The 19,658-nt window shown below is 59.6% G+C and carries 15 protein-coding genes and 3 pseudogenes; 4 read left to right on the top strand and 14 right to left on the bottom strand.

What is annotated here, in order from left to right; translation table 11 throughout:
• Positions 1–2: 2 nt before the first annotated feature.
• Positions 3–644 (bottom strand): annotated as a pseudogene (locus Q0030_RS01400) (transposase); the annotation flags it as partial.
• A 241-nt stretch (positions 645–885) separates the two neighbouring features.
• Positions 886–1,044, bottom strand: a complete 159-nt coding sequence (locus Q0030_RS40535; RefSeq protein ID WP_363323408.1) for a helix-turn-helix domain-containing protein — start codon at positions 1,042–1,044, stop codon at positions 886–888.
• Positions 1,045–1,149: 105 nt separating this feature from the next.
• On the opposite strand from Q0030_RS40535, the gene Q0030_RS01395 reads away from it, so the two are divergent.
• Positions 1,150–2,316 carry an FIST N-terminal domain-containing protein gene (locus Q0030_RS01395; RefSeq protein ID WP_298362380.1) on the top strand — a complete coding sequence of 389 codons (1,167 nt, stop codon included), beginning with the start codon at positions 1,150–1,152 and terminating at the stop codon, positions 2,314–2,316.
• 162 nt (positions 2,317–2,478) lie between these two features.
• A pseudogene (locus tag Q0030_RS01390) lies at positions 2,479–3,735 on the top strand (IS256 family transposase).
• Here Q0030_RS01390 and Q0030_RS01385 read toward each other — a convergent pair.
• The 3 genes and pseudogenes from Q0030_RS01385 to istA form a co-directional block, all read right to left on the bottom strand.
• Entirely contained in the window at positions 3,704–3,877 is a 174-nt protein-coding gene (locus tag Q0030_RS01385; RefSeq protein ID WP_298362377.1) for a helix-turn-helix transcriptional regulator, read from the bottom strand. The pseudogene Q0030_RS01390 and the gene Q0030_RS01385 sit on opposite strands and share 32 nt — an antisense overlap.
• A 279-nt stretch (positions 3,878–4,156) precedes the next feature.
• Entirely contained in the window at positions 4,157–4,924 is a 768-nt protein-coding gene (gene istB / locus Q0030_RS01380) for an IS21-like element IS1631 family helper ATPase IstB (RefSeq protein ID WP_298362374.1), read from the bottom strand.
• Positions 4,902–6,654: pseudogene (gene istA, locus Q0030_RS01375) on the bottom strand (IS21 family transposase). The gene istB and the pseudogene istA overlap by 23 nt, the downstream one beginning before the upstream one ends.
• A 378-nt stretch (positions 6,655–7,032) precedes the next feature.
• Between istA and Q0030_RS01370 the strand changes: the two are divergent.
• On the top strand, positions 7,033–7,968 hold the full coding sequence (locus tag Q0030_RS01370; RefSeq protein WP_298362371.1) for a hypothetical protein: 936 nt from the start codon (positions 7,033–7,035) through the stop codon (positions 7,966–7,968).
• A gap of 71 nt (positions 7,969–8,039) precedes the next feature.
• Here Q0030_RS01370 and Q0030_RS01365 read toward each other — a convergent pair whose 3' ends face one another.
• The 9 genes from Q0030_RS01365 to Q0030_RS01325 all read right to left on the bottom strand — a co-directional run bounded on the left by Q0030_RS01365 (position 8,040) and on the right by Q0030_RS01325 (position 18,488).
• Entirely contained in the window at positions 8,040–8,492 is a 453-nt protein-coding gene (locus tag Q0030_RS01365; protein WP_298362368.1) for a hypothetical protein, read from the bottom strand.
• A gap of 25 nt (positions 8,493–8,517) precedes the next feature.
• Positions 8,518–10,512 (bottom strand): CopD family protein, encoded by a 1,995-nt coding sequence (locus Q0030_RS01360; RefSeq protein ID WP_298362365.1) that lies wholly within the window; start codon positions 10,510–10,512, stop codon positions 8,518–8,520.
• The gene (locus Q0030_RS01355) at positions 10,509–10,898 is read right to left on the bottom strand and encodes a copper resistance CopC family protein (RefSeq protein WP_298362362.1); all 390 of its coding nucleotides are present in this window, start codon (positions 10,896–10,898) and stop codon (positions 10,509–10,511) included. The genes Q0030_RS01360 and Q0030_RS01355 overlap by 4 nt, the downstream gene beginning before the upstream one ends.
• Positions 10,899–10,940: 42 nt before the next feature.
• Positions 10,941–11,579, bottom strand: a complete 639-nt coding sequence (locus tag Q0030_RS01350) for a hypothetical protein (protein WP_298362360.1) — start codon at positions 11,577–11,579, stop codon at positions 10,941–10,943.
• A gap of 45 nt (positions 11,580–11,624) precedes the next feature.
• Positions 11,625–12,893: a bacterial ammonia monooxygenase, subunit AmoB gene (gene amoB, locus Q0030_RS01345; RefSeq protein ID WP_298362357.1), complete on the bottom strand. Its 1,269-nt coding sequence runs from the start codon at positions 12,891–12,893 to the stop codon at positions 11,625–11,627.
• Complete coding sequence (locus tag Q0030_RS01340; RefSeq protein WP_298362354.1) at positions 12,890–13,738, bottom strand: methane monooxygenase/ammonia monooxygenase subunit A; 849 nt, start codon at positions 13,736–13,738, stop codon at positions 12,890–12,892. Before Q0030_RS01340 ends, amoB begins: the two co-directional genes overlap by 4 nt.
• 107 nt (positions 13,739–13,845) lie before the next feature.
• A complete protein-coding gene (gene amoC, locus Q0030_RS01335; protein WP_298362351.1) occupies positions 13,846–14,661 on the bottom strand; it encodes a bacterial ammonia monooxygenase, subunit AmoC in 816 nt (271 codons plus the stop codon).
• A gap of 123 nt (positions 14,662–14,784) precedes the next feature.
• Positions 14,785–16,950, bottom strand: a complete 2,166-nt coding sequence (locus tag Q0030_RS01330) for a PQQ-dependent dehydrogenase, methanol/ethanol family (RefSeq protein WP_298362348.1) — start codon at positions 16,948–16,950, stop codon at positions 14,785–14,787.
• Positions 16,951–17,084: 134 nt separating this feature from the next.
• Positions 17,085–18,488: an aldehyde dehydrogenase family protein gene (locus Q0030_RS01325; protein ID WP_298362345.1), complete on the bottom strand. Its 1,404-nt coding sequence runs from the start codon at positions 18,486–18,488 to the stop codon at positions 17,085–17,087.
• Between the two features lie 153 nt (positions 18,489–18,641).
• Here Q0030_RS01325 and Q0030_RS01320 point away from each other — a divergent pair, with 153 nt between their 5' ends.
• Positions 18,642–19,622 carry a helix-turn-helix domain-containing protein gene (locus Q0030_RS01320; protein WP_298362342.1) on the top strand — a complete coding sequence of 327 codons (981 nt, stop codon included), beginning with the start codon at positions 18,642–18,644 and terminating at the stop codon, positions 19,620–19,622.
• Positions 19,623–19,658 lie beyond the last annotated feature (36 nt).

Below are 19,658 nucleotides of genomic sequence, written 5' to 3'. Positions count from 1 at the left end.
AGCTCCCTGGCGCCCTCGACCAGCCCGAGAATGTGCTTGTCGCCGTTACCGTCGATGCCGATGGCGGCGATGAGCACGATGTCCTCGGCCACGTGCAGGCCGTCGATCTGAATGACGAGCAGATCGAGCTTGGAGATGTCGCTGGCGCGCCCTTCCTCCAATCGCTGCTGCGACAGCGGCACGAACCGGCGCGAGACGGCCGACTTCGACGTCCCCTCACCGTCGACGCGCGGAAGTGGCCCTTCCGGCAGCCGGACGGCGCGCCCGATCTTGCGGGTGGCGACCCCGATCAGCATCAGGTTCATGGCCGTCTTGCCGAGCCAGTCCTCGGCTGCCGCTGTTGTCCAGCTCGGCAATGGCATCCCCTCGCCGTCGGGTCCGCGCACCCGGGGGCCGATGATATCGACCTTGCCGCCCTGATAGCCAATCTTGCCGCGCGTGCTGCCCCAGCGGTGACCACGTCGCTATGGGCTCCGGGCTTGCCGGCGACCGCACAGATCCTCGACATCGGCGGCCATCATCGCGTGCAGCGCTTCGATGCCGGCGGTCAGACAGAAGCGTCCGAAGCAGGCATCCACAGCTTGCCACGCTTCTTCCATGCGCGGCGTGACGCGATGTGCGCGAGATAGGGCAGTTTTGTTCATGGCGTTGCCTTCCTTCAAGGGAATCGACACCCGGAGCCTACGGGCTCAAGGCGAGCAACGCCGCTCTGTCTATTTCAACATCGATCGGGACATTCCCGGGCATCTATACCGACGCGCATACCGACGGCTGGCTTATTTCACCGACGTGCTAACGAAGCTCGTCAACCTCTGGTCCGCCACTCGCATCGATCGAGAGCAGACCCCTAACCTAAAGCCGAGGTCTTTCAGGGGAGCAGGTCAGCTATTGCGGAAATCGTTTGGAGTGACGGAATGCGCGGCTAAGGTGGCTCTGATCGGTGAACCCACATTCCGCCGCGACCCACTTCAAGGGAAGACGCCTGCCTTCCAGCAGGCGCTTCGCCTTTTCGATGTGCCGCAAAAGAACATACCATTCCGACACCCCCTTCGTAGCCCCTGCTCAACCGTTGCATCAAGCATGCACGAAGGAGTAACATTACTCAAAAGCACGGCCTCACAATGAGGTCTGAATTTCGGGAGAACGCCATTGGCGGGTGTGCACGGTACGGTGCCCCACAGTATTGTTGTGACCGGGGCCAAAGCTGCCGGCTCACTTGAGGCGGCAGAGGACATCGTACGCCAGCTGGCGTCGGCCGAACTTGCCATGGTCTTGGTGTTCGTGTCACCGTTTTACGACCCCTCTTCGTTCATTAAGGAAATCTCTCAGCAAATGCCCGATACGCCGGTGTTTGGGTGCACAACCGCCGGTGAAATCGCCCCGCATGGCTGGGAAGAGGACAGTGTGGTCGCGCTGGGGTTCGCCGCGGAGGATTTCATCGTTTCAGCCTGCGTCTTGCCCGATCTTTCTTCGTTCAGGATCGATGGCGGAATATCGCTTTGCCGGGAGTTATACCGGGAATTCGCCCGCCGGACCGAACATTGCGATGCCGCACATGGTTCCTTTGGCTTGATCTTCATCGATGGCATGTGCCAACGCGAGGAAGCCGTGATGTCCGCGATCTACGCTTCACTGGAGGATGTTCCCGTCGTTGGCGGCTCTGCCGGCGACCGCCTGCAGTTCGAAAGGTCGTGGGTCTTCTACGATGGCAACGCCTACACCAATGCCGCGGTTCTGATTCTCATCCGGACTAGTCTGCCGTTCCGGCTGTTTAAATGCGACAATTTCGAACCAACGTCCAACAAAATGGTCGTGACCGAGGCCGACATAGAGTGCCGAGTCGTCAAGGAAATCAATGCGGAGCCCGCAGCCCTGGAATACTCCAAAGCGGTCGGCGTCGATGTCACTCAACTCGATGCGTTCGCATTTGCGGCCCACCCGGTTTTGGTTCGTGTCGGAGGCTCCTTCTACGCCCGCTCGATCCAGCGCATGGACTCGGACGCGTCGCTCCGTTTCTTCTGCGCGGTCGACGAAGGCATGGTGCTGACAGTTGCCCGTGCCCGCGACCCGGTCGAGTCGACACGGGAATTCCTAAACAAGATGAAGGACGAGATGGGCAAAGTGTCGATCTTTCTCGGCTTCGAATGCCTGTTTCGCCGGCTCGACGTCGAACGGCGTCAGTTATCTCGCGGGATGTCCGATCTGTACCGCCTCAACAACGTTATCGGCTTCCATACCTATGGAGAGCAGTACCGCTCTGTGCACATCAACCAGACCCTTACCGGCGTCGCTATCGGAACGAGGGCCCCACGATGAGTGAAGAGCAAATTGGCCGTATCGCGCTGCTGGAGCGTGAAGCCACCAAGCTGAGGAACGCTCGAGAGCTATGCGGGAAAGTGGGTGATGACGGAATGAGATAGGCGGCGTATCGAGGCGGGTGTCGAGCCTGCCAGAACCTCTCAAGGAGAGCGATACGCCATGAATGAGACTAGCAATATTGTTGCCCTTCGTCAGCCCGACTATGTGGATGATCCACTGACCAATATTCTGCGGCAGCTTCTGGCGCAAGCCGTGGAGATCGAAGTCGAGACGTTTCTTGCCATGGTGAAGGATTTGAAGCTGGCCGACGGGCGCGCCCGTGTCGTGCGGCATGGTTACGGCCCGGCGCGAACGATTGCGACCGGGGTCGGCCGGTCGAGGTCGCACGAGCGAAGATTCGCGACCGCGGGGCGGCCGGCGATGGCGAGCGGATCCGGTTCAGCTCGGCGATCCTGCCGCTGTGGGCGCGGCGCACCCGAAGCCTGGATGCGCTGTTGCCGGTGCTGTATCTGCGCGGCATCTCGACCGGCGATTTCCAGGAGGCGCTGACGGCCCTGCTGGGCAAGGACGCGCCGAACCTGTCGCCGGCGGTCATCTCCCGGCTGACGGCCGAGTGGCAGGGCGAGTACGAGCGTTGGCAGAAGCGCGATCTGTCGGCGCGACGCTACGTGTATGTGTGGGCCGATGGCGTCTTCCTACAGGCGCGCATGGAACACCACGGCGAATGCATGCTGGTGCTGATCGGCGCGACGCCGGAAGGCAAGAAGGAACTGATTGGCTTTCAGGTCGGCGTCCGGGAGAGCGCGCAGAGCTGGCGTGAGTTCCTGATCGACGTGAAGCAGCGCGGGTTGCAAATCGCCCCGGAAATTGCCGTTGGTGACGGCGCGCTCGGCTTCTGGAAGGCGGTAGACGAGGTCTTTCCCGGCACGCGACACCAGCGCTGCTGGGTGCACAAGACCGTCAACGTCCTGGACAAGGTCCTGCTCTCGGTGCAGGCCAACATGAAGAAGGACCTGCGCGAGGTCTATTGGGCGCCGAGCCGGGCGGCCGCCGAAGCGGCGATCGACGTCTTCGCCGAGAAATACCGCGCCAAGTACGGCCGGGCGGTCGAATGCCTCGCCAAGGACCGCGACGCACTGCTGGCCTTCTACGACTTCCCTGCCGAACATTGGGATCACTTGCGCACGACGGATCCCATCGAAAGCGTATTCGCCACCGTGCGACACAGGACGGTGCGCACCAAGGGCGCGTTGTCGCCGACCACCGCCAAGGCTGATGGTGTTCAAGCTGGTGATCGCCGCATCCAAGACCTGGCGGCGGCTCAAGGGCACAAATCAGTTGCCGAAGATCATCGCAGGTGTCAGTTTCCGAGACGGCATCGAGATCATCCAAGTGCCGGCAAACCACGCCGCCTGATCGCCTCGTCACCCAAAATCCCGCATAGCTCTTCGAGACCAGCCTTGAACTTACGCGAGAAGTGGTAGCTCAGCTCGGCAAGACCTGCCAGATCATCGAGCGTAATTTTTTCCGTTAGATTACGGTCGATGAAATCGGTCATCATTCGCCGCAAGCGAGGACTGAGCGAGCCCAGGTTGGGCAGCCGAAACTCCACGCCGGCATCAATTCAATTAGGATGAGATCCGGCGGCACAAGTGCTGTCATCCCTTCCTCCCTCAATCGGCGCGCGACCCTTAACAGGTCTTCTCCGAGCAAATCCAAGCCAGCACTCGGTGCCTTTTTTTCAATTTATAACATTACGCACCCCGCGGGTCACTTCAAATTCCTCCAGGTGCGGTCAGTCAAACTCCCCCACCGGTGAAGCAGGACACGATGATTGTTAGTTTGACTTTGCTTCACGGGCAAGAGTTTCAGCGGCTTCTTTGAGCCGATAGCTGCGCCCGTCGAACTCAAGCAGATGGCAGTGGTGCATCAGGCGATCGAGGATGGTGGTGCTCATGGTGTTGTCCCCCAGATACGCCCCCCAGTCCTGCACGACACGATTAGAGGTGACGATGACGCTGCGGCGCAGTTTGTAGCGCTGATGGATCAAGGTCTGCAGCAAGGCGCCGGCGTCGTCGGTGATGGCGCGAGCGAGGAACAGATCGTCCAGCACGAGGAGATCGCAGTCGATGATGGTTCGCAGCCGGACCTCACGTTGCGCCGGGGAGTTCAGGGCGTAGCGGTGGAAGAAGTCGTCGGTCTCAAGATACCGGACCTTGTGGTTTTGCAGGATCGCCTGATTGGCAATCGCCTTGGCGATGTGGGATTTCCCGGTGCCGGGTTTGCCGACGAGCAGCGCGTTCTCGCCGGCGGCAATGAACGCCAGGGTGTGGAGCTGGAAGCAGGTTTGGCGCGGCAATTTGGGATTGAAGGACCAGTCGAACTCGGTGAGCGTCAGTTTTTCATCGAGCCCGGATTGCTGGTATCGCCGCTCGATAAGACGGGATTGGCGGCGATCCAATTCGTCCTGCAAGATCAAGGAGAAGGTCTCGAGGAAGGATTGGTTTGCGCCCTGCGCCTGCAGCACGCGCGTCTGCAGCGTGTCGCGGACGCCCGACAGGCGCAGCTGTCGCAGACAACGCTCAATTTCCGGCATGGTCATCATGTGGTTGGGTCTCCAGTTTGAGATGAGAAGGCACAGCGGGAGCGCTCGTGGCGCCGGAGCTGGTCGGGGTTGCGCAGGCGCCACGAGCGCGGATTGCAGGGGCGCGGTCGTCGTGGATCACGGTCCGCTGAGCATTGTTGCCGGCGTCGTGCCGCACAGCACGGCTGAAGAGATCGCCGTATTCCGCGGGGGGACGGATCAGCGGATGATCCTGCGTGAGCGGCAACGTCAGCTGCGGTGCCGCGTTAACCTGCTCGAGCGCCTGTTCAAACAACCGCTCGACGGTCGCACGCACGTGCCTGTAACGGTAGATGCGGTTCTCGACGGCGTGCGCACAGGCCTGTTCGACCAGCCGTGCCGGATACTTCCGGCTCAGTCCGACAATGCCCCACATCGCGCGTTGTCCAACCCGTCCTTCGGTGTCGAACATCTGCTGGCACAGCGCCCTGGTCTGCGGCCCGACGCGATCGGCGCTCGACAGCAGCAAGGCTGTTTGCCGCGACGGATTGAACGGCCGCTCGTTGGTCGGCAGGACGACAGAGCCGGCATGCGCCATCCGGGGGTGTATGCGCAGCAGCGCCTGGGTGTGGCGGTCGCGGATCTCGATCGTGGAGACGTAGATCCGCACCACGACCTGGCTGCCGATGGGCGCAGGCCGCGGCGCGTAATAGCTGCTGTCGACGCGAACGGTGGTATCGTCGCAGACGGTCCGAATGACCTCGGTGAAGATACGGAAGGCCGCGACAGGCAGAGGCCGCAGGTGCGGTTTCTCCTCCTGGAACATGGCCTCGACCTGACGGCGCGTGCTGCCGTGGATGCGCTTGGAAGCCCAGGTCTCCTCCCAGTGCCTCAGGAACTCGTTCTGGGCCTCCAACGTCTCGAAGCGCCGGCCGGCCAGCGCAGTGCTCTGGGTATGTTGAATCGCATTCTCGACGCATCCTTTCCGATTGGGATCGGCCACGCGCGCGGGATCGGCGACCACGGCGTAATGAGCCAGCATCGCGCTGTAAATCGGATTGAGCTCGGGCTCGTGCAGGTCGGGCTTGAGGGCGCCTTCCTTCAGGTTGTCGAGCACGACATAGTTGGGTACCCCGCCAAAATACCGGAACGCCTCCTCGTGGAGTTGCGCCCAGATTTGCTGACTGGACTTCCAGACCACCCGGCGAAAGCTGCGCCGCGAGTAGCGCAGCGTCATGACGAACAGGCGGGGACGGCGGTACCGGCCGCTCTTCGGATCAACCGTCGGCGCGCCCTCGCCATAGTCGACCTGAGCTTCCTCGCCAGGCAGGAACTCAAGACGATCAAACTGCTCAGGATCAACGTGCCGTAACCGGCGCACAAACCGCTTGACGCTCTGGTAGCTGGACAGAAAGCCAAATTGATCAACCAGGTCCTGGTAAATCGCCTGCGCGTTCCGCTTCAGCCGAACCTGTTCTTCAATCCACGCCCGATGCGGTTCGCAGGACGAGCGGACAAAATTGCCGATGGCCGGCGTCTCCGACGCCTCAGCAGCCGGTGGTCGGGGTGGGGGAATTTGGCTGTCCACGCTCGCCGAGCCGGTGGTCACCTCCCCGGGGGAATTTGCCCCCGCCCCCCGCGAGCAGCAGCGCCCGGTAGCGGCGGATCGTCTTGCGATCGACCCCCGTCAGCCTGTGGATCTCGCGCTGGCTGGCGTTGCGACCGAGTAGCGTAAATACCGTGCTTTGCAGGTGTGGCTTCAAGACGTTCAACTCCCCGGCCCCTTGCTGGCTAAAGGGCCGAACATAAACGTCCTGTCTGACCCGCTACCGCTGTTCAGCGGCGTTGACGGGGATCATCAGGTGGGGGAGTTTCAGGCGACCATACCCGGGGGATTTTGACCGACCCACGGGGCGCATTTTCCGACAATAGAGTAAGTACATCGGGCATCGCAGGAATTCGGTAATGTCCGCGCCGGCCTCTCGTCGTCTTCACTAGACCACTTCCCCGGGATGAGCAATCATCCGGATCAAGCCAACACTTGAGCTGCCGAATTAAGTTCAAAATGGCTGAGGCAAACGGGAAAGAAAGAGCGCCGCGCTTCCGGGAGATCAATACTATGCTCAGCCGAAATCCGCCCCAGCAGAATCATGACTGACCACATTCGTCCACGGGGCCTCTTGAAGTGGTTGCGCTCGGTCCCTGTAAGCGCACGCATCTTCGCACTCAGCGTCATTGTCCTGGGCGTCGCGGCTTTTCTCGCCACGAAGACGCTGCTTCATGGGGTAGAGGAGATCGAAGCGGTCGATGCCTCGTATACCAGCGCGGCGATGGGCGCCTGTCCGCTCGGGTCGCGCGACGGGACTTCGGGACGACATGAACTGCGGAGCGCCAACGGCGTGCCCTTTACCGTAATAACACCCCGCAACTTTCGATCCGGTGTCACCCATCCTCTGCTGGTCGTGTTTGCGCCCGCCGGATTCGGCCCGGGACTCTCCGAACGTTACGCGGGCCTGACCGCCGAGGCGACCCGCGCCGGCTTCGTCGTGACTTATGTCGGCAGCATCCAAATGAGCTTGGTGACGATGGACCGGTTTGCGGGGGTGGTGCACGAGGTCGAAGAACATTGGTGTATCGATCCCGCCAGAGTTTATGCCTCTGGCCACTCGGATGGCGGCACAGTTGCTACCGCGCTATCCGTATTGCCTAGATTCAACCGACTTCTTCGCGGTATCGCCGTTAGCGGCGCCGGCTGGGAGAAAGCCGATTTCGACTCCGCCAGCTGTGTTTCGCCGCTGCCGGTCCTCATCATGCATGGCGCAAACGATGGGCATTTTCCAGGCTTTGGTCGCGACGCGGCTGCGTATTGGTCCGCCTGCAACCGCTGCAAAGACAGTCGAAAACCCCAAATGCAATCGAATCGGATTTGCTACACATTCATGGACTGCGCAGCGGAGACGATTTATTGCGAACCTGAGCGCAGCCATTGGCGCTGGGCCGGCGATCCGCCTGAAATCATAGGCTTCCTCGCTCGTCAGGCCAAAGCTGGTGCGCCCAGCACGCAGGTTCGGGAGCAGTCTCGTTGACATAAACCCGCATGCCGGGCTGATCTGTTTTGACGTTCGACAGCTGCCGCGCCGAGTTCGGCGCGGCAGCGTCACGGCTTCACGTTGACATGCACTGCCTGGATGCTAGAGGTGATCGTCCGATGTTGCTCGTCCGCCCAGTAAAGTTTGATCTCATTCGGTCCCGGCTTGGCCGGCAAGTCGAACAGGAACAGATAGCGGTTTGCACCGAGGCCAATGATCTGCTGACGCGTCGGCATCACGACTTTGTCCGCAAGTTCGGCATGGAGATGCACGCCGGTATGGGGGCCTCCCATCGTCATGCCCGCTAGATCGGCGGGCGTCTCGAAGATTACGCCCACTGTCGTGCCCACTGCGTCGCCATTTTGCGGCATCAGAATTTTCAACGACGGCGTTTCAACTGAGGAAGAAGCGGCCGAAGGCGCGACCTCGTCATGGTGGTGATGCTCAGGAGTCTGAGCCCGCGCCGCGATTGCCGCCAGCAGACCAACGGTCAAGACCGCAATGGCTTTGTATCGTTTCATTCTAATTCTCCTCTTCGTCTTTCTGTCAGTGGACATGGTTGTCCGGAAACGCCAAGATTTGCGGTTCGTCGTTTAGGATGCGCAGATCGGATAACAGTGTTTCAGGCAGCGTCCAACGCCCAGGGTCTTCGGCTGGAATCCATCGCGCGCGGATGAAGCCGAAGCGATCAATGAGAAATTCCATTCGGTCGCGTCCCATGCCGAGCTGGCGTCCGTCGCCGCGGTCGACGATGGTTCGCGATAATAAATCGTAGGCGGTGCGTATCTCATCCGCCTGATCCCGAAGCACTTCGACGCCCATCTGATCGGGAACCTTGTCGGAGACGAAGAGTATGTCGCAGCGGGCGGAACGCAGCGTCTCTGAAGCGCTCGCAAGTTGTCGGGCACGCTGTGTTGCGTCGGCGCCATTGCGTGATGGGAAGACCAAAAGCACGTTGGCGTGTTCGCGATAATCCTTAAGCTCGCGCTGCACGCCGTCCTTGTCCTCGAAGTAGAAATCAGGCGCGCCGAGCCAAGGCCGGCTCGGAACCACAGACGGCTGCAGGATGCGCGCCTGGAAACCTTCCGAGAAAGCGCGGAGGAAGTTTATTGTGTCCCACCGTGCCTGCTCATTTAGCACGTCCCCGAACGAAGGCATGCCGCTTGCTGGAATGCCGTGGCCGATCCACCAGTACATATCGCCCGCGGTGTGCAGCGCAGTGTGCGGCTCGCTGAAATTGGCGGGTGGTCGCACCAGCGAGCTCCGCAAGGGGCCGTCGCCAAGTCCTCCAACGCCGTGGCAGTCAGCGCACAGCTTTCTGAAATTGTGCATCCCAGCGACGATTGAGACGGTCTGGTAGGCGACGTTTGACTGGCGATAAGTGTCCGGGAATGCCTGGACTGACAGTTCCCTGCCGATAACGGACAGTCCAATTGCCGCCGCGAAAACACACGCGGCTCGTACCCAGGCCGCGCGTCGTCCGCGTGCCGCAAGGAAAAGACCGATGGCGGCGACTGTCACAACCGCGGCAATTGTTGTGACTAACGGCGTCGGCCAGGCCGGCCACGTTGCGGCCAGGGAGAATCGGAAAGGTAGAGGCCAGATAGGCCGATCATGGACGGCTGGCGTCGTCTGACCCAATACGGACGCGAGCGCCAAAATGAGTAAAGCCAGCAGAAACTCGACGCCCACTGATCGCGCCGCGCGCGCGTAACCGGGGTCGTGAACTGCAAATAGTTGTGGCAGGAAGCATCGGCGGAGGTGATTGGCGATCAGCAGCACTCCCGCAAGCAACGTCACTTTGCCGCAAATCAGCTGACCGTACTCGGTGCCGAGCAGATCACCGATTGATTCGACAAACGTGCTGGTGAGGAGCAAGCCAGAAACAACAATGACCGCCACAAAGACAGTCGCCAGAATCGAAAACCCGTGCAGCAGGCGCGCTGCGGCTGGCGATGCTGATGCGGAATGTTGCGCCGACCATAGCGCGAAGGCGATCCAAAGGGGCAAACCACCGATCCACAACAACATCCCAACGAGATGGCTGACATGTAATGGAACGAGCCAGTGCGTCGCTTCGTCCGCCGCCGCATGACCCGAGAGCGGGCCAATGCCGGCCGTCAGTGTCGCTATCGCCGACAAAGCGGCTAGAAAGTATTGGTCGCCTCCATTGCTGCCTAGCTTGAACGCCAGAAGTAGCGCCGGAAACAGCATGGTGGAACCGGTGACCAGGCCAGCCAACGCCGTCCTTCCGTGCCACGTATCGAGGACGTAAGCCCGAAGCAACTCAACGTTGTGGAACAGCTGAGTCAGCTGCTCTTCGACCGTAATCGAAGCCTGGAAAAGAATTGCGGCGGCGCTGCAGGCCAGATAGACAACGGCGATCCCGAGAAATTGGCTTTGCCAGCGGCGACTCCATCCGACAACCGCGGGATCACTCGTCCGCCTCGCCATCAGAAGAAACAATGACCCGCCAGCAAGCAGCGCCAAGCTGACGTGGCCAAGGCCTCGCAGCAAGGCAAGCCACATCGTTGGCGTCATCTCGAACTCGGCTGGTAACTGAACGTGAAGCCGTAATCGACAACATGCCCATCGCTAGAAAGCACGCGATAATTCACGGTGTAGGCCCCGGCGTCTTTCAATTCCGGCGCAGCCGCCCGCAGGCATTTCGGATCATGCTCGTCGACTGAGAGCGCGCCGAGTGGGATTTTCGCGCCGTTGGGAGCCGTCAGGCGAACCGTGGAGAACTTGAGTTCGATCGGTTCGTTGAAGCACAACTCGATCTGGCTCGGTGGGTGGTCAAGTTTGGCGCGGCTGCCAGGCACCGACTTCACCAAGCCGGCATGTGCCAGAGCAGAGCCGGAGCCGACCGCGCAAAACAGAGCGCAACAGAACGGTCCCGCGATCGCCCAACTGCGGCAAACCATTGTCAAACCTCTGTTTTTGTTTGAGATGTCCAAATCATTGTTTCAGCCTCCCCTCGCGGCCCGTCGCTTCCGAATCGCATAGGCGTAAAGGCCAAAGACAAAAATCGGAATTGCCCCGAGTAGCACGTAGAACATATGCGCACTGTGATTAATGCCGACGCTGAAGGGAAATCTCGACACGTACTCCCCATGCTCGCCTGCAGTTACGATCCCAACAAATTGACCCGGCTCTTGGAAATCATATTCGAGGGACACGCTTCCAGTCGGATATATCTTCTTCGGAAGATTGATGATGGTGCTCTTTTCGATTTCTGTTCCCGCCTCGTTGGTGTTTCCTGTATCGCGAGCGATGCGCACGGTTATCGGGATCTCACGTAAGATTGGATCGATCGCGTCCATTACGATGACCGTCTTACCTACCTGCGGAATATCCTCGCAGAATTCGGTGTTCCCTGCGTAGTTGCGAATTTGATAGCCCGTAAAGTGCATCAAATAAGGCCCGAGCCGCAGTTTGCACACGTCCTTTTCCATGGCGACCCCGCCATGGCCTAACGCTGGATCGGCGGATAACAGCCCCAATGTGGCAAGAGCGCGGACGCTCTTGCTGTATCTTCTCCCGTAGCGGGGAGCAGATTTCTTCTGCTCCCTGCCGAGATAGGGCTGAATACATTCGTTCTTCATTCGTGATTGTATCCAAGCGAAGGCGCCGCCATGGCTGCCACGACCTTAACGTTTGGTCATCTGTTGTTCGGTGAAGACGGGCACAATCGGACCGCCTATTTCGGCCATATGTCGCGTACCCGTCTCGTCAAAGAAAAAGACGAGGCCACCGATTCTGCTGTCGATGTCGTTGAGGAAGCTCATCAGACGCTCCGTCTCCCAGGCGGCATCGGTTGCTTCCATATAGACCTTTCGCGTCTCACCGGGCTGGATCGGCGTATCAGGGTCGATCTTCAGGCCAGTCGGCGCGATCAAGTCTTTCGGGTAGCCAGGATCGATGTTTTTTAATTCCGCAGGCAAGTCGCGGTTTACAAAGCGAAGCTGCGCGGTCGTGAACTCGCCGATCCGCACGGGATGCGTTCCGGAATTCGTGACCGTTGCAAAAAGACGCAACGTACGACCCGGCACATCATATTCGGCCCTCGCGTCTTTGATCATCACCGGGTGGGGAGCTTCGACAAGCGCCTCGACCTTGTTCGATCCGCCAGTCAGCGGAACCGTGTAGGGGAATGCCTCCGTTATGTACCAATAGCCGGCAACCGTTGCCACGAGAGCAATCACGATCACACTCGCGGCGACAACGTCGTCCGTGTCCGTCACCAGGATTTCGTCGCGCCCCTTCTGCGCCGCGAGCCAACGCGGGATGATAAGAGGCCTGCGGAGCCACCAGAGCAGCCAAACGGCTCCAATCAGGAACCAGAACAGGTGCCATGCTTGGACTCGATTGATGTTGTATGTCTGCAGGTCCGAGATATGGATCCCGGTGAGCGTGGTTACGGAGATTTTGTAGTCAGCTTGGCTGCCGGTGATCTCGACCCACTTGCCCGGACCGATGATTGGCCCCGCTCCCTTGACGCTGAGTTCCGGCTGAATGTGCCAAGTTCCCGGCACACGGCCCTTCAAGACCAATTTGAACTCATAGTCGCGGCCCAGTTCCATTCCGCGTATAGATTGTTGGGCTGGCATACCGTCGATGTAGCTTTCCACACGGGTCAAGCTCCCGCCTGGCGCGGTTTCACCCAGGAAGGTCAATTCGGGTCGAGCCGCCGCGTCTGGCCAGTCAGTGTAGAGGTGGAACTTCCCAGTCACCGTAATCGTATCGTTCACGGCGATTTTGTCAGCGCTCCACTGCACATCGTACCAGAGGACGGTTCGCGTGCGGATATATGGTTCGGTCGCCTTTTCGCCCAATGCCATTGCATAGTTCGGCAAAAGCGCAGAAATCACCAATAGGAGCAGCAAGAGGCAGCGGTAACGCCAGAATCCGAACTTCATGCCACGACTCCCGTCGTCTTGATTTCCGCGCCGACAGGCTTGGCGCCCCCTGACTGAACCTTGTCTTTCATCCCATAAAGCTGTTTGAACCGGTACCCGACAGGGATAAAGGTCGCCTTGGTGGCGAGGGTGCCGACAAGCCACCAGAAGAAGTACTGGAAGATGCAGACGAAAGCGGAAAAGAAGACCGAAACCCAGACCGGGCTACCGAACGTCCTCAAAGTGCCGCGTTCAATCAGACGGACATACTCGGGAGTGCCGGTTCGAGCGAAGGTGTAGCCCATTAGGCTGGCGAGCGACGTGACGCTGTCCATGAGCTTCACCGGCTGGAAATACGGGGCGAGAAAGGCCCAATTGCTCGGATAGAACGTCAAGCCGAACAAGACACCGCCGAAGAGCCCCGTCACGACAAAGCTGCGCGTGATGCAAAGCATCCCATCTAGGATCAGCGCGCCCGCGAAGAAGGTTCCCGGCACAACCAGCGTGATGGGGAAATAGGATAGACCTCCCCAGCTTTGATAGCGCTCAATCCATACACCCAAAGTGAACAGCAAAGCCGCCGCAGTGGCGCCAATCGGAAGCCGGAACAGGTTCCAGAAGATCGCTTGGAATGCGGCCGCCATCATTATTTGCACGATGGGGTAGATCAGCACCCAATATTCGCGATCTTTGAAATCGATGAAAAAGTCCCAGTCGCCTGCCAAAAGCAGAAAGTTAAGATAAGTCACCGACATTACGAGGAATGCGGCAATTACGATAATCATATAGTCGAACGTCCTCGACCATTTTGCCGCCTGCGGCGATAGCTCTGCAGCGGTCAGCACGGCTGCGTCATTCTTCGTCACCAGATCACCCTCCCGAGTTATTTGTTGGCATTATTATTGTTAGCATTATCAGGGTCCAACACCTCTGGGGCGAGACCGCCCCAGAGTTACAAGCCCATGTGCTTTTGCTATTCTGCAGGCTGCGACCGCACGACGCGCGCCTTATCCGCGGGGCTCAGCTGCTTGAACAGCTGCGCCATGCGCGACATCACCTGAACGAGCAGGCCGCCGAGCGCCAAGCCAGTCCAACCCAGCACCGGGAAGCCCCAATGCAGCGGATGGGAGAAAATCTCCTCGGTGAACCAGTACGCGTGGCCCCATTCGTTAAAGCCGAGGTTAGGCAGGATCAGGCCCGGCCCGATGACCACCATGAGCAGCGGCACCGAATAGGACTTGGCGAAAGCAGGCAGGCGCGTCGTTGCATACATGAGACTGGAGACGCCACAGACCATATAGAGCGGCACGCATGCGTAGAAGGTGACGATATGACTCGGCGTCAAAGCCGTGTCGCGGACGACGGTCTGGTGCCAAGTCGCATCGCCCTCGCCGAAAAAGACGGCGATCCACACGAAGGCGAAAATATAGATCAGAAACCAGCCGACGAGGTAGAAGTAGCGCTTTAGCTCTACTTCCGGCGTCAGGGCATCCATATTACGATCGCGCGTCACCCACAAATACGCCCAAATGACGAAGCCGGCCCCGAAGATCAGCGGTATCTCTGTTTTGAAGAGAGACATCCAGTAGGTCTCGAAAACAGGGGCCGTCGAGTCGAGGCCGTATTTGAACGCGAAAGCCTGCTGGTAGAGGCGCAGGCCCACATAAACCGCCAGCAGAAAGCCCCAAGCAAGCACGACCGGGATAAGGTTATACACCTTGGTGTTTGCATCGACAGACCCCCTGATCGGCTCTGCTGTCGACCTGCTATATTCGCGAGAGATAGACATGAAGCGATACCTCCTTTAGGTTACAGTCTACGGTTCTGCAACTTTTCGGCGCGGTCCGATACTTCGGCAGTATCATGCGCATTTTGCCCGCTAGGCCTGTTCACGCGGGCGAGCCGTTCCTACCTACTTCTTCGGCCTGATGGCGTCGGCGGTGCCCTGGATGAAGGCAGCGATCTTCGTCACGTCATCCTCCGACAGCTTGCCGGTGAAGTCCGGCATGCCGCGATCCATGTACGGCCCCTTGAACAAAGCATCCTTGAGGTTGCCAATGACCTCGGGAGAGGAGTAGCCTAGGTTTCGGATGTTTCCGCCTTTGTCCACGCCGGGAACAGCATGGCAGAAGGCGCAGTTGGCGACATAGAGCAGCGTACCGGGACCAACGTCCTCCGGCTTGTACTCTATGCCCTCTATCAGCTTCAGCGGCTTCATCTTCGCGAACACGGGCGGCTTGGCGTCACCGCCTAGTGCAAAAGTATACACTGTGCCGGGCATCTCGACATCGGTCGCGCGTGCAGCCTCACCATATATGCCGCCCCACCCAGCCGCAACCGACACGTATTGCGTGCCGTCGACCATGTACGTCGCAGCCCCCGCCACAACGCCTGTTCCAGTCGGCGTCTCCCAGAGCTTCTCGCCCGTCTTGGCGTCATAGGCCACGAAACGACCGTCAGCGGTGCCTTGAAACACGAGATTGCCGGCCGTCGTAGTCGTACCGCCGTTCCATGGTGAGTCGTAATCCTGCTTCCAGACCTGCCGCTGCATCACGGGATCCCAAGCGATCAGTCGCCCGAAGGGCTTGCTCTTTGGCGGCACAGCGTTGACTGAGTAGCCAAGATTCCATCCCGTTCCGCTCTGTGGCTTGCCAGGTGCGACCTCGTTGAACTTGAACTCCTTCTCCGACGTCAGATTGATCGGGACGTTCTGCGCCGGCAGATACACGAGCCCGGTCTGCGGATTGTAGGACATCGGATGCCAGTTATGGGCACCGTAGGGACCAGGGATCGCATCGAACGGCGCCTCACCGCGCGCTTCGGCAACCTCCATCGGCCGGCCGTTCTTATCGTAGCCGGTTGCCCAGTTTACATCAACGAAGTTCTTCGCCGAGATGAACTTGCCGTTGGTTCGGTCAATGACGAAAAAGAAACCGTTCTTCGGCGCATGCATCACCACCTTGCGCGGCGCGCCGTCGATCCTGATGTCGGCGAGGATCATCGGTTGGGTCGATGTATAGTCCCAACTATCGCCGGGCGTTTCCTGGTAGTGCCAAACATATTTTCCGGTGTCCGCGTTCAGCGCGACTACGGATGCGAGATAGAGATTGTCGCCGCCGGCCGGGCTGCGAAACTTGCGATTCCACGGCGAGCCGTTGCCGGTGCCGATGTAGACCAGATTCAGTTCGGGGTCATACACAATGCTGTCCCACGGCGTGCCTCCGCCGCCGCTCACCCAATATTTGCCCGCCGGATCCCAGGTCTTGGCGGCCTTCTCCATCGAGTCGTCTTCGTAAGGCTTGCTAGGATCGCCGGGAACGACGAACCAGCGCCAGGCCTGCGCGCCACTCTCGGCATCGTAAGCCGTGATGTAGCCGCGCACGCCATATTCGGCGCCGCCGTTGCCGATCAGAACCCGACCTTTCACGATGCGCGGTGCGCCAGTAATAGTGTATGAGCGGCTGTGGTCGATGACGGTGTCCTTTTCCCAGAGCTTCTTCCCAGTCGCGGCATCGAGCGCGATCAGGCGTCCGTCATAGGCACCCACATAGACCTTCCCCTTATAAAGCGCCACGCCGCGGTTCACGACGTCGCAACAGCCCTTGTATCCGATCGAGCGAGGCACTTCCGGATCGAACATCCACAGCCGCTTGCCGGTGCGGACGTCGATCGCGTGCACGACGCTCCACGACGCGGTGACATACATGATGCCGTCGACGACGATCGGGGTGGCCTCGACGCCGCGGATGGATTCAAGATTGTACGACCATTTCAGGCCCAGCTTCTTGACGTTCTCGGCATTAATCTGATCGAGCTTGCTATAGCGCGTTCCCGCGTTATCGAGGCCATAGGATAACCAGTCTTTCGTCGTTGCTCCGTTTGTTCGGATCGCAGCATCGTCGACGGCCGACGTAACTTTCTTTACGAATTCCGGCCCTCCTTTCGACGGCGTCTCCGCTTGCAACGTCTCCGCCGTCGCAAACGCAACAAGCACTGCTGCGATAACGAAAGCTCTCGGTAACCGCCGGAATGGCGTTATTCCCGCTGATCGTTTGCCCTCGTGCTCTGGTCGTGTCATCCCGCTCCTCCCAATTCTATTTATCTCCGATCGTCCAACTTCCGACGGGGCGTGCGTATAAACCACACGGGCTCACGCACGCCCAAGTCGGAAAACGGTTGGCCCCGGATGTTCCTGGTGCAATGCACGCCGGCTCAACGCGCCTCGTTCACGATGTGAATCTGGGTAAACTCGGCCAGCCCCTCTTCGGCGAGTTCGACCCCGACGCCCGATTTTTTGGCACCGCCAAACGGAATGTTCGGGCCGAAATCAAGATGCTTGTTGATCCAGGCGGTGCCGGCTTGCATCCGCATCGCGATGTCGCGCGTCTGCTCGCGATCCGTGCCCCAGACCGACCCGCCTAACCCCCAAGGTGAGTTATTGGCGCGCCTGAGCGCGTCTTCCGGGTCCGAATACTTTAGCACCGGCAGGATCGGGCCGAATTGTTCCTCACGCACCAACCGCGAGCTATCGTCGATGTCGGCTACGATCGTGGGGCGAATAAAATAGCCCGCACGATCCAGAGTCTCGCCGCCGGTAACGATACGGCCATCGGCGCGCGCATCGGCCAAAAAGCCCTTGACCTTTTCGTACTGCATCTTGTTCTGGAGCGGGCCAATGGTTGCACCCTGCTGCAACCCGTTGTCTACGACCGCGGAATCGGCCAATTCGGCGAGGCGCGTCACCATGTCGTCGTAGATCGACTCATGCACGTAGGCGCGCTTGATGGCCAAACAGACTTGCCCCGCGTTCATGAAGGCACCCGCGAAAATACCGGGCGCGACCGTCGCCGGATCGGCGCTCGGTAACACGATGGCAGCATCGTTGCCGCCCAACTCGAGCGTGAGGCGCTTGAGCGTGCTTGCCGCACTGGCCATGACCTTGTGACCCGTATCCGTAGAACCGGTGAACGAAATCTTGGCGACGTCGGGATGCTGAGTGAGGTGCCCGCCGAGATCGTTCAGGTCCGTGACGATATTGACGACCCCGGGTGGGAAAATTTCGGCGATGATCTCGCCCAGCTTCAACGTGGTCAGCGGCGTCGTCGGGGCCGGTTTGATCACCACGGTATTTCCGGCCAGCAGTGCCGGCGGAATCTTGAACCCCGTGATCAGCACAGGGAAGTTCCAGGGAGTGATCGCTCCGACAACGCCGAGCGGAAGGCGGTGCTGTTCGACACGGCGCGTTTCGTTGTCCTCGATCACCTTGACCGGCAAGTCCAGATTCGAGAGGTAGCGAATGAAAGCGCACGTGTAGATTATTTCAGCCGTGGCTTCGGCAAGCGGCTTGCCTTGCTCCTGGGTCAACAAGCGCGCAAGGTCTGTCTGACGCGCCTCGACCGCGTCGGCCAACGCAATCAGCATCGCGCGACGCTCGGCTATCGGACGGCGCGCCCACGCGGGAAATGCTGTCTTGGCAGCGGCTACCGCGGCATCCATCTGTGCGATCGAACCGCGCGGGCAAACTGCAAGAACCTCCTCAGTTGCCGGATCGATGACGTCCATGCTGGAATCGCCATCCACAAGCTTTCCGCCGATCAACAGTTTGTACTCAGTCATGTATGACCCCTCCCAGTAGTGACCATTTTTGTTCATATTGGAACGGGCCATTCCCCTTTACTTGGACTTTTCCGCCAACTAAGATAGCTTAAAAAGTGTGGACGCCATGATCAAACACGGTGCCGGAGGAAGCGTGCGAGGGAGAACGAGGTCATGCTTTTCGAAGCATGGGACGATGCCTTGAGATCTACCTGCGGGCACTACTACGCGGTCCCGCACGATCGTCAGAATTCGGTCAATGGACATTTCCTCGCGCAACGGCTGTGCGGGCTAGACATAGCAAATTTCGCTGGCAACCTCCGAAGAATAGACCGAACTCGCCGAGGCGTTCGCTTGGATGACTATGAACACCTGTATCTGCTTGTCCAGCTCTCGGGATCCACTAGAGTTGAACAGTTGGACTGCAGTTCGAATCTCCTGCCAGGCACACTGTATTTGCTGGATTCGACGAGGCCTGTGCAGCTTGTCTTTGACCGTGCGTGGACGCATTGTTTGTCGCTGCACTTGCCGCGTGCCGCTTCGTTGGCCGAGTCCGTCGCGCCACTACGCGTGGGCGAGGTCCTCAATGTGACGGCACCGGCCGCCCGGCGCCTCCACAGCTATATTCTCGATGCGGCGCATAATCGGAAGAGCACCCCGCAGGCGAAACCGGAATATCTGCTCGATCTGACCCGATTGGCTTTCGGCGCGGACGACTCCGAGAACCTCGTAAGCAGGACGCTGTCGCAAGGGTCGCGTTTCGAACTCGCGGTACGCGAGATGGAAGCCTTCGTGACCAAACCGGAGCTGTCGCTGACGTGGCTTGCCGATCGTATCGGGATTTCCGCGCGGCAGCTTGAACGCGATTTTCAGGCGCATGATACGAGTTTCGTGCAAGTTATGCGCGAGCAGCGGCTCAAGTTGGCCTGCAACCTCGTCGAGCTGGCCAAACGGGGCGGCAGTGAAGCACGTATTACCGACATAGCCTTCGCCTCTGGATTCCGGGACCTGTCGAACTTCAACCGAGCATTCCGAGCGCGATTCGGATTGACGCCACGGGATTACGTTCGCATGGCGCGACTTCCAGTTGCCGAGGCAGCTGTCTCGTCGCTGACGCCCGGGTCGATGGCAGTTCCTGATTCGTCACTATTGTGATGCATGTGGGACTACGGTGTAACTGCGTTATTTGAG

This window comes from uncultured Bradyrhizobium sp. (assembly GCF_947648125.1).
In the GTDB taxonomy this organism is placed as follows: Bacteria; Pseudomonadota; Alphaproteobacteria; order Rhizobiales; family Xanthobacteraceae; genus Bradyrhizobium.
Note: the sequence above shows the minus strand (reverse complement) of the source record. Positions and strands in the feature narration are given on the sequence as shown.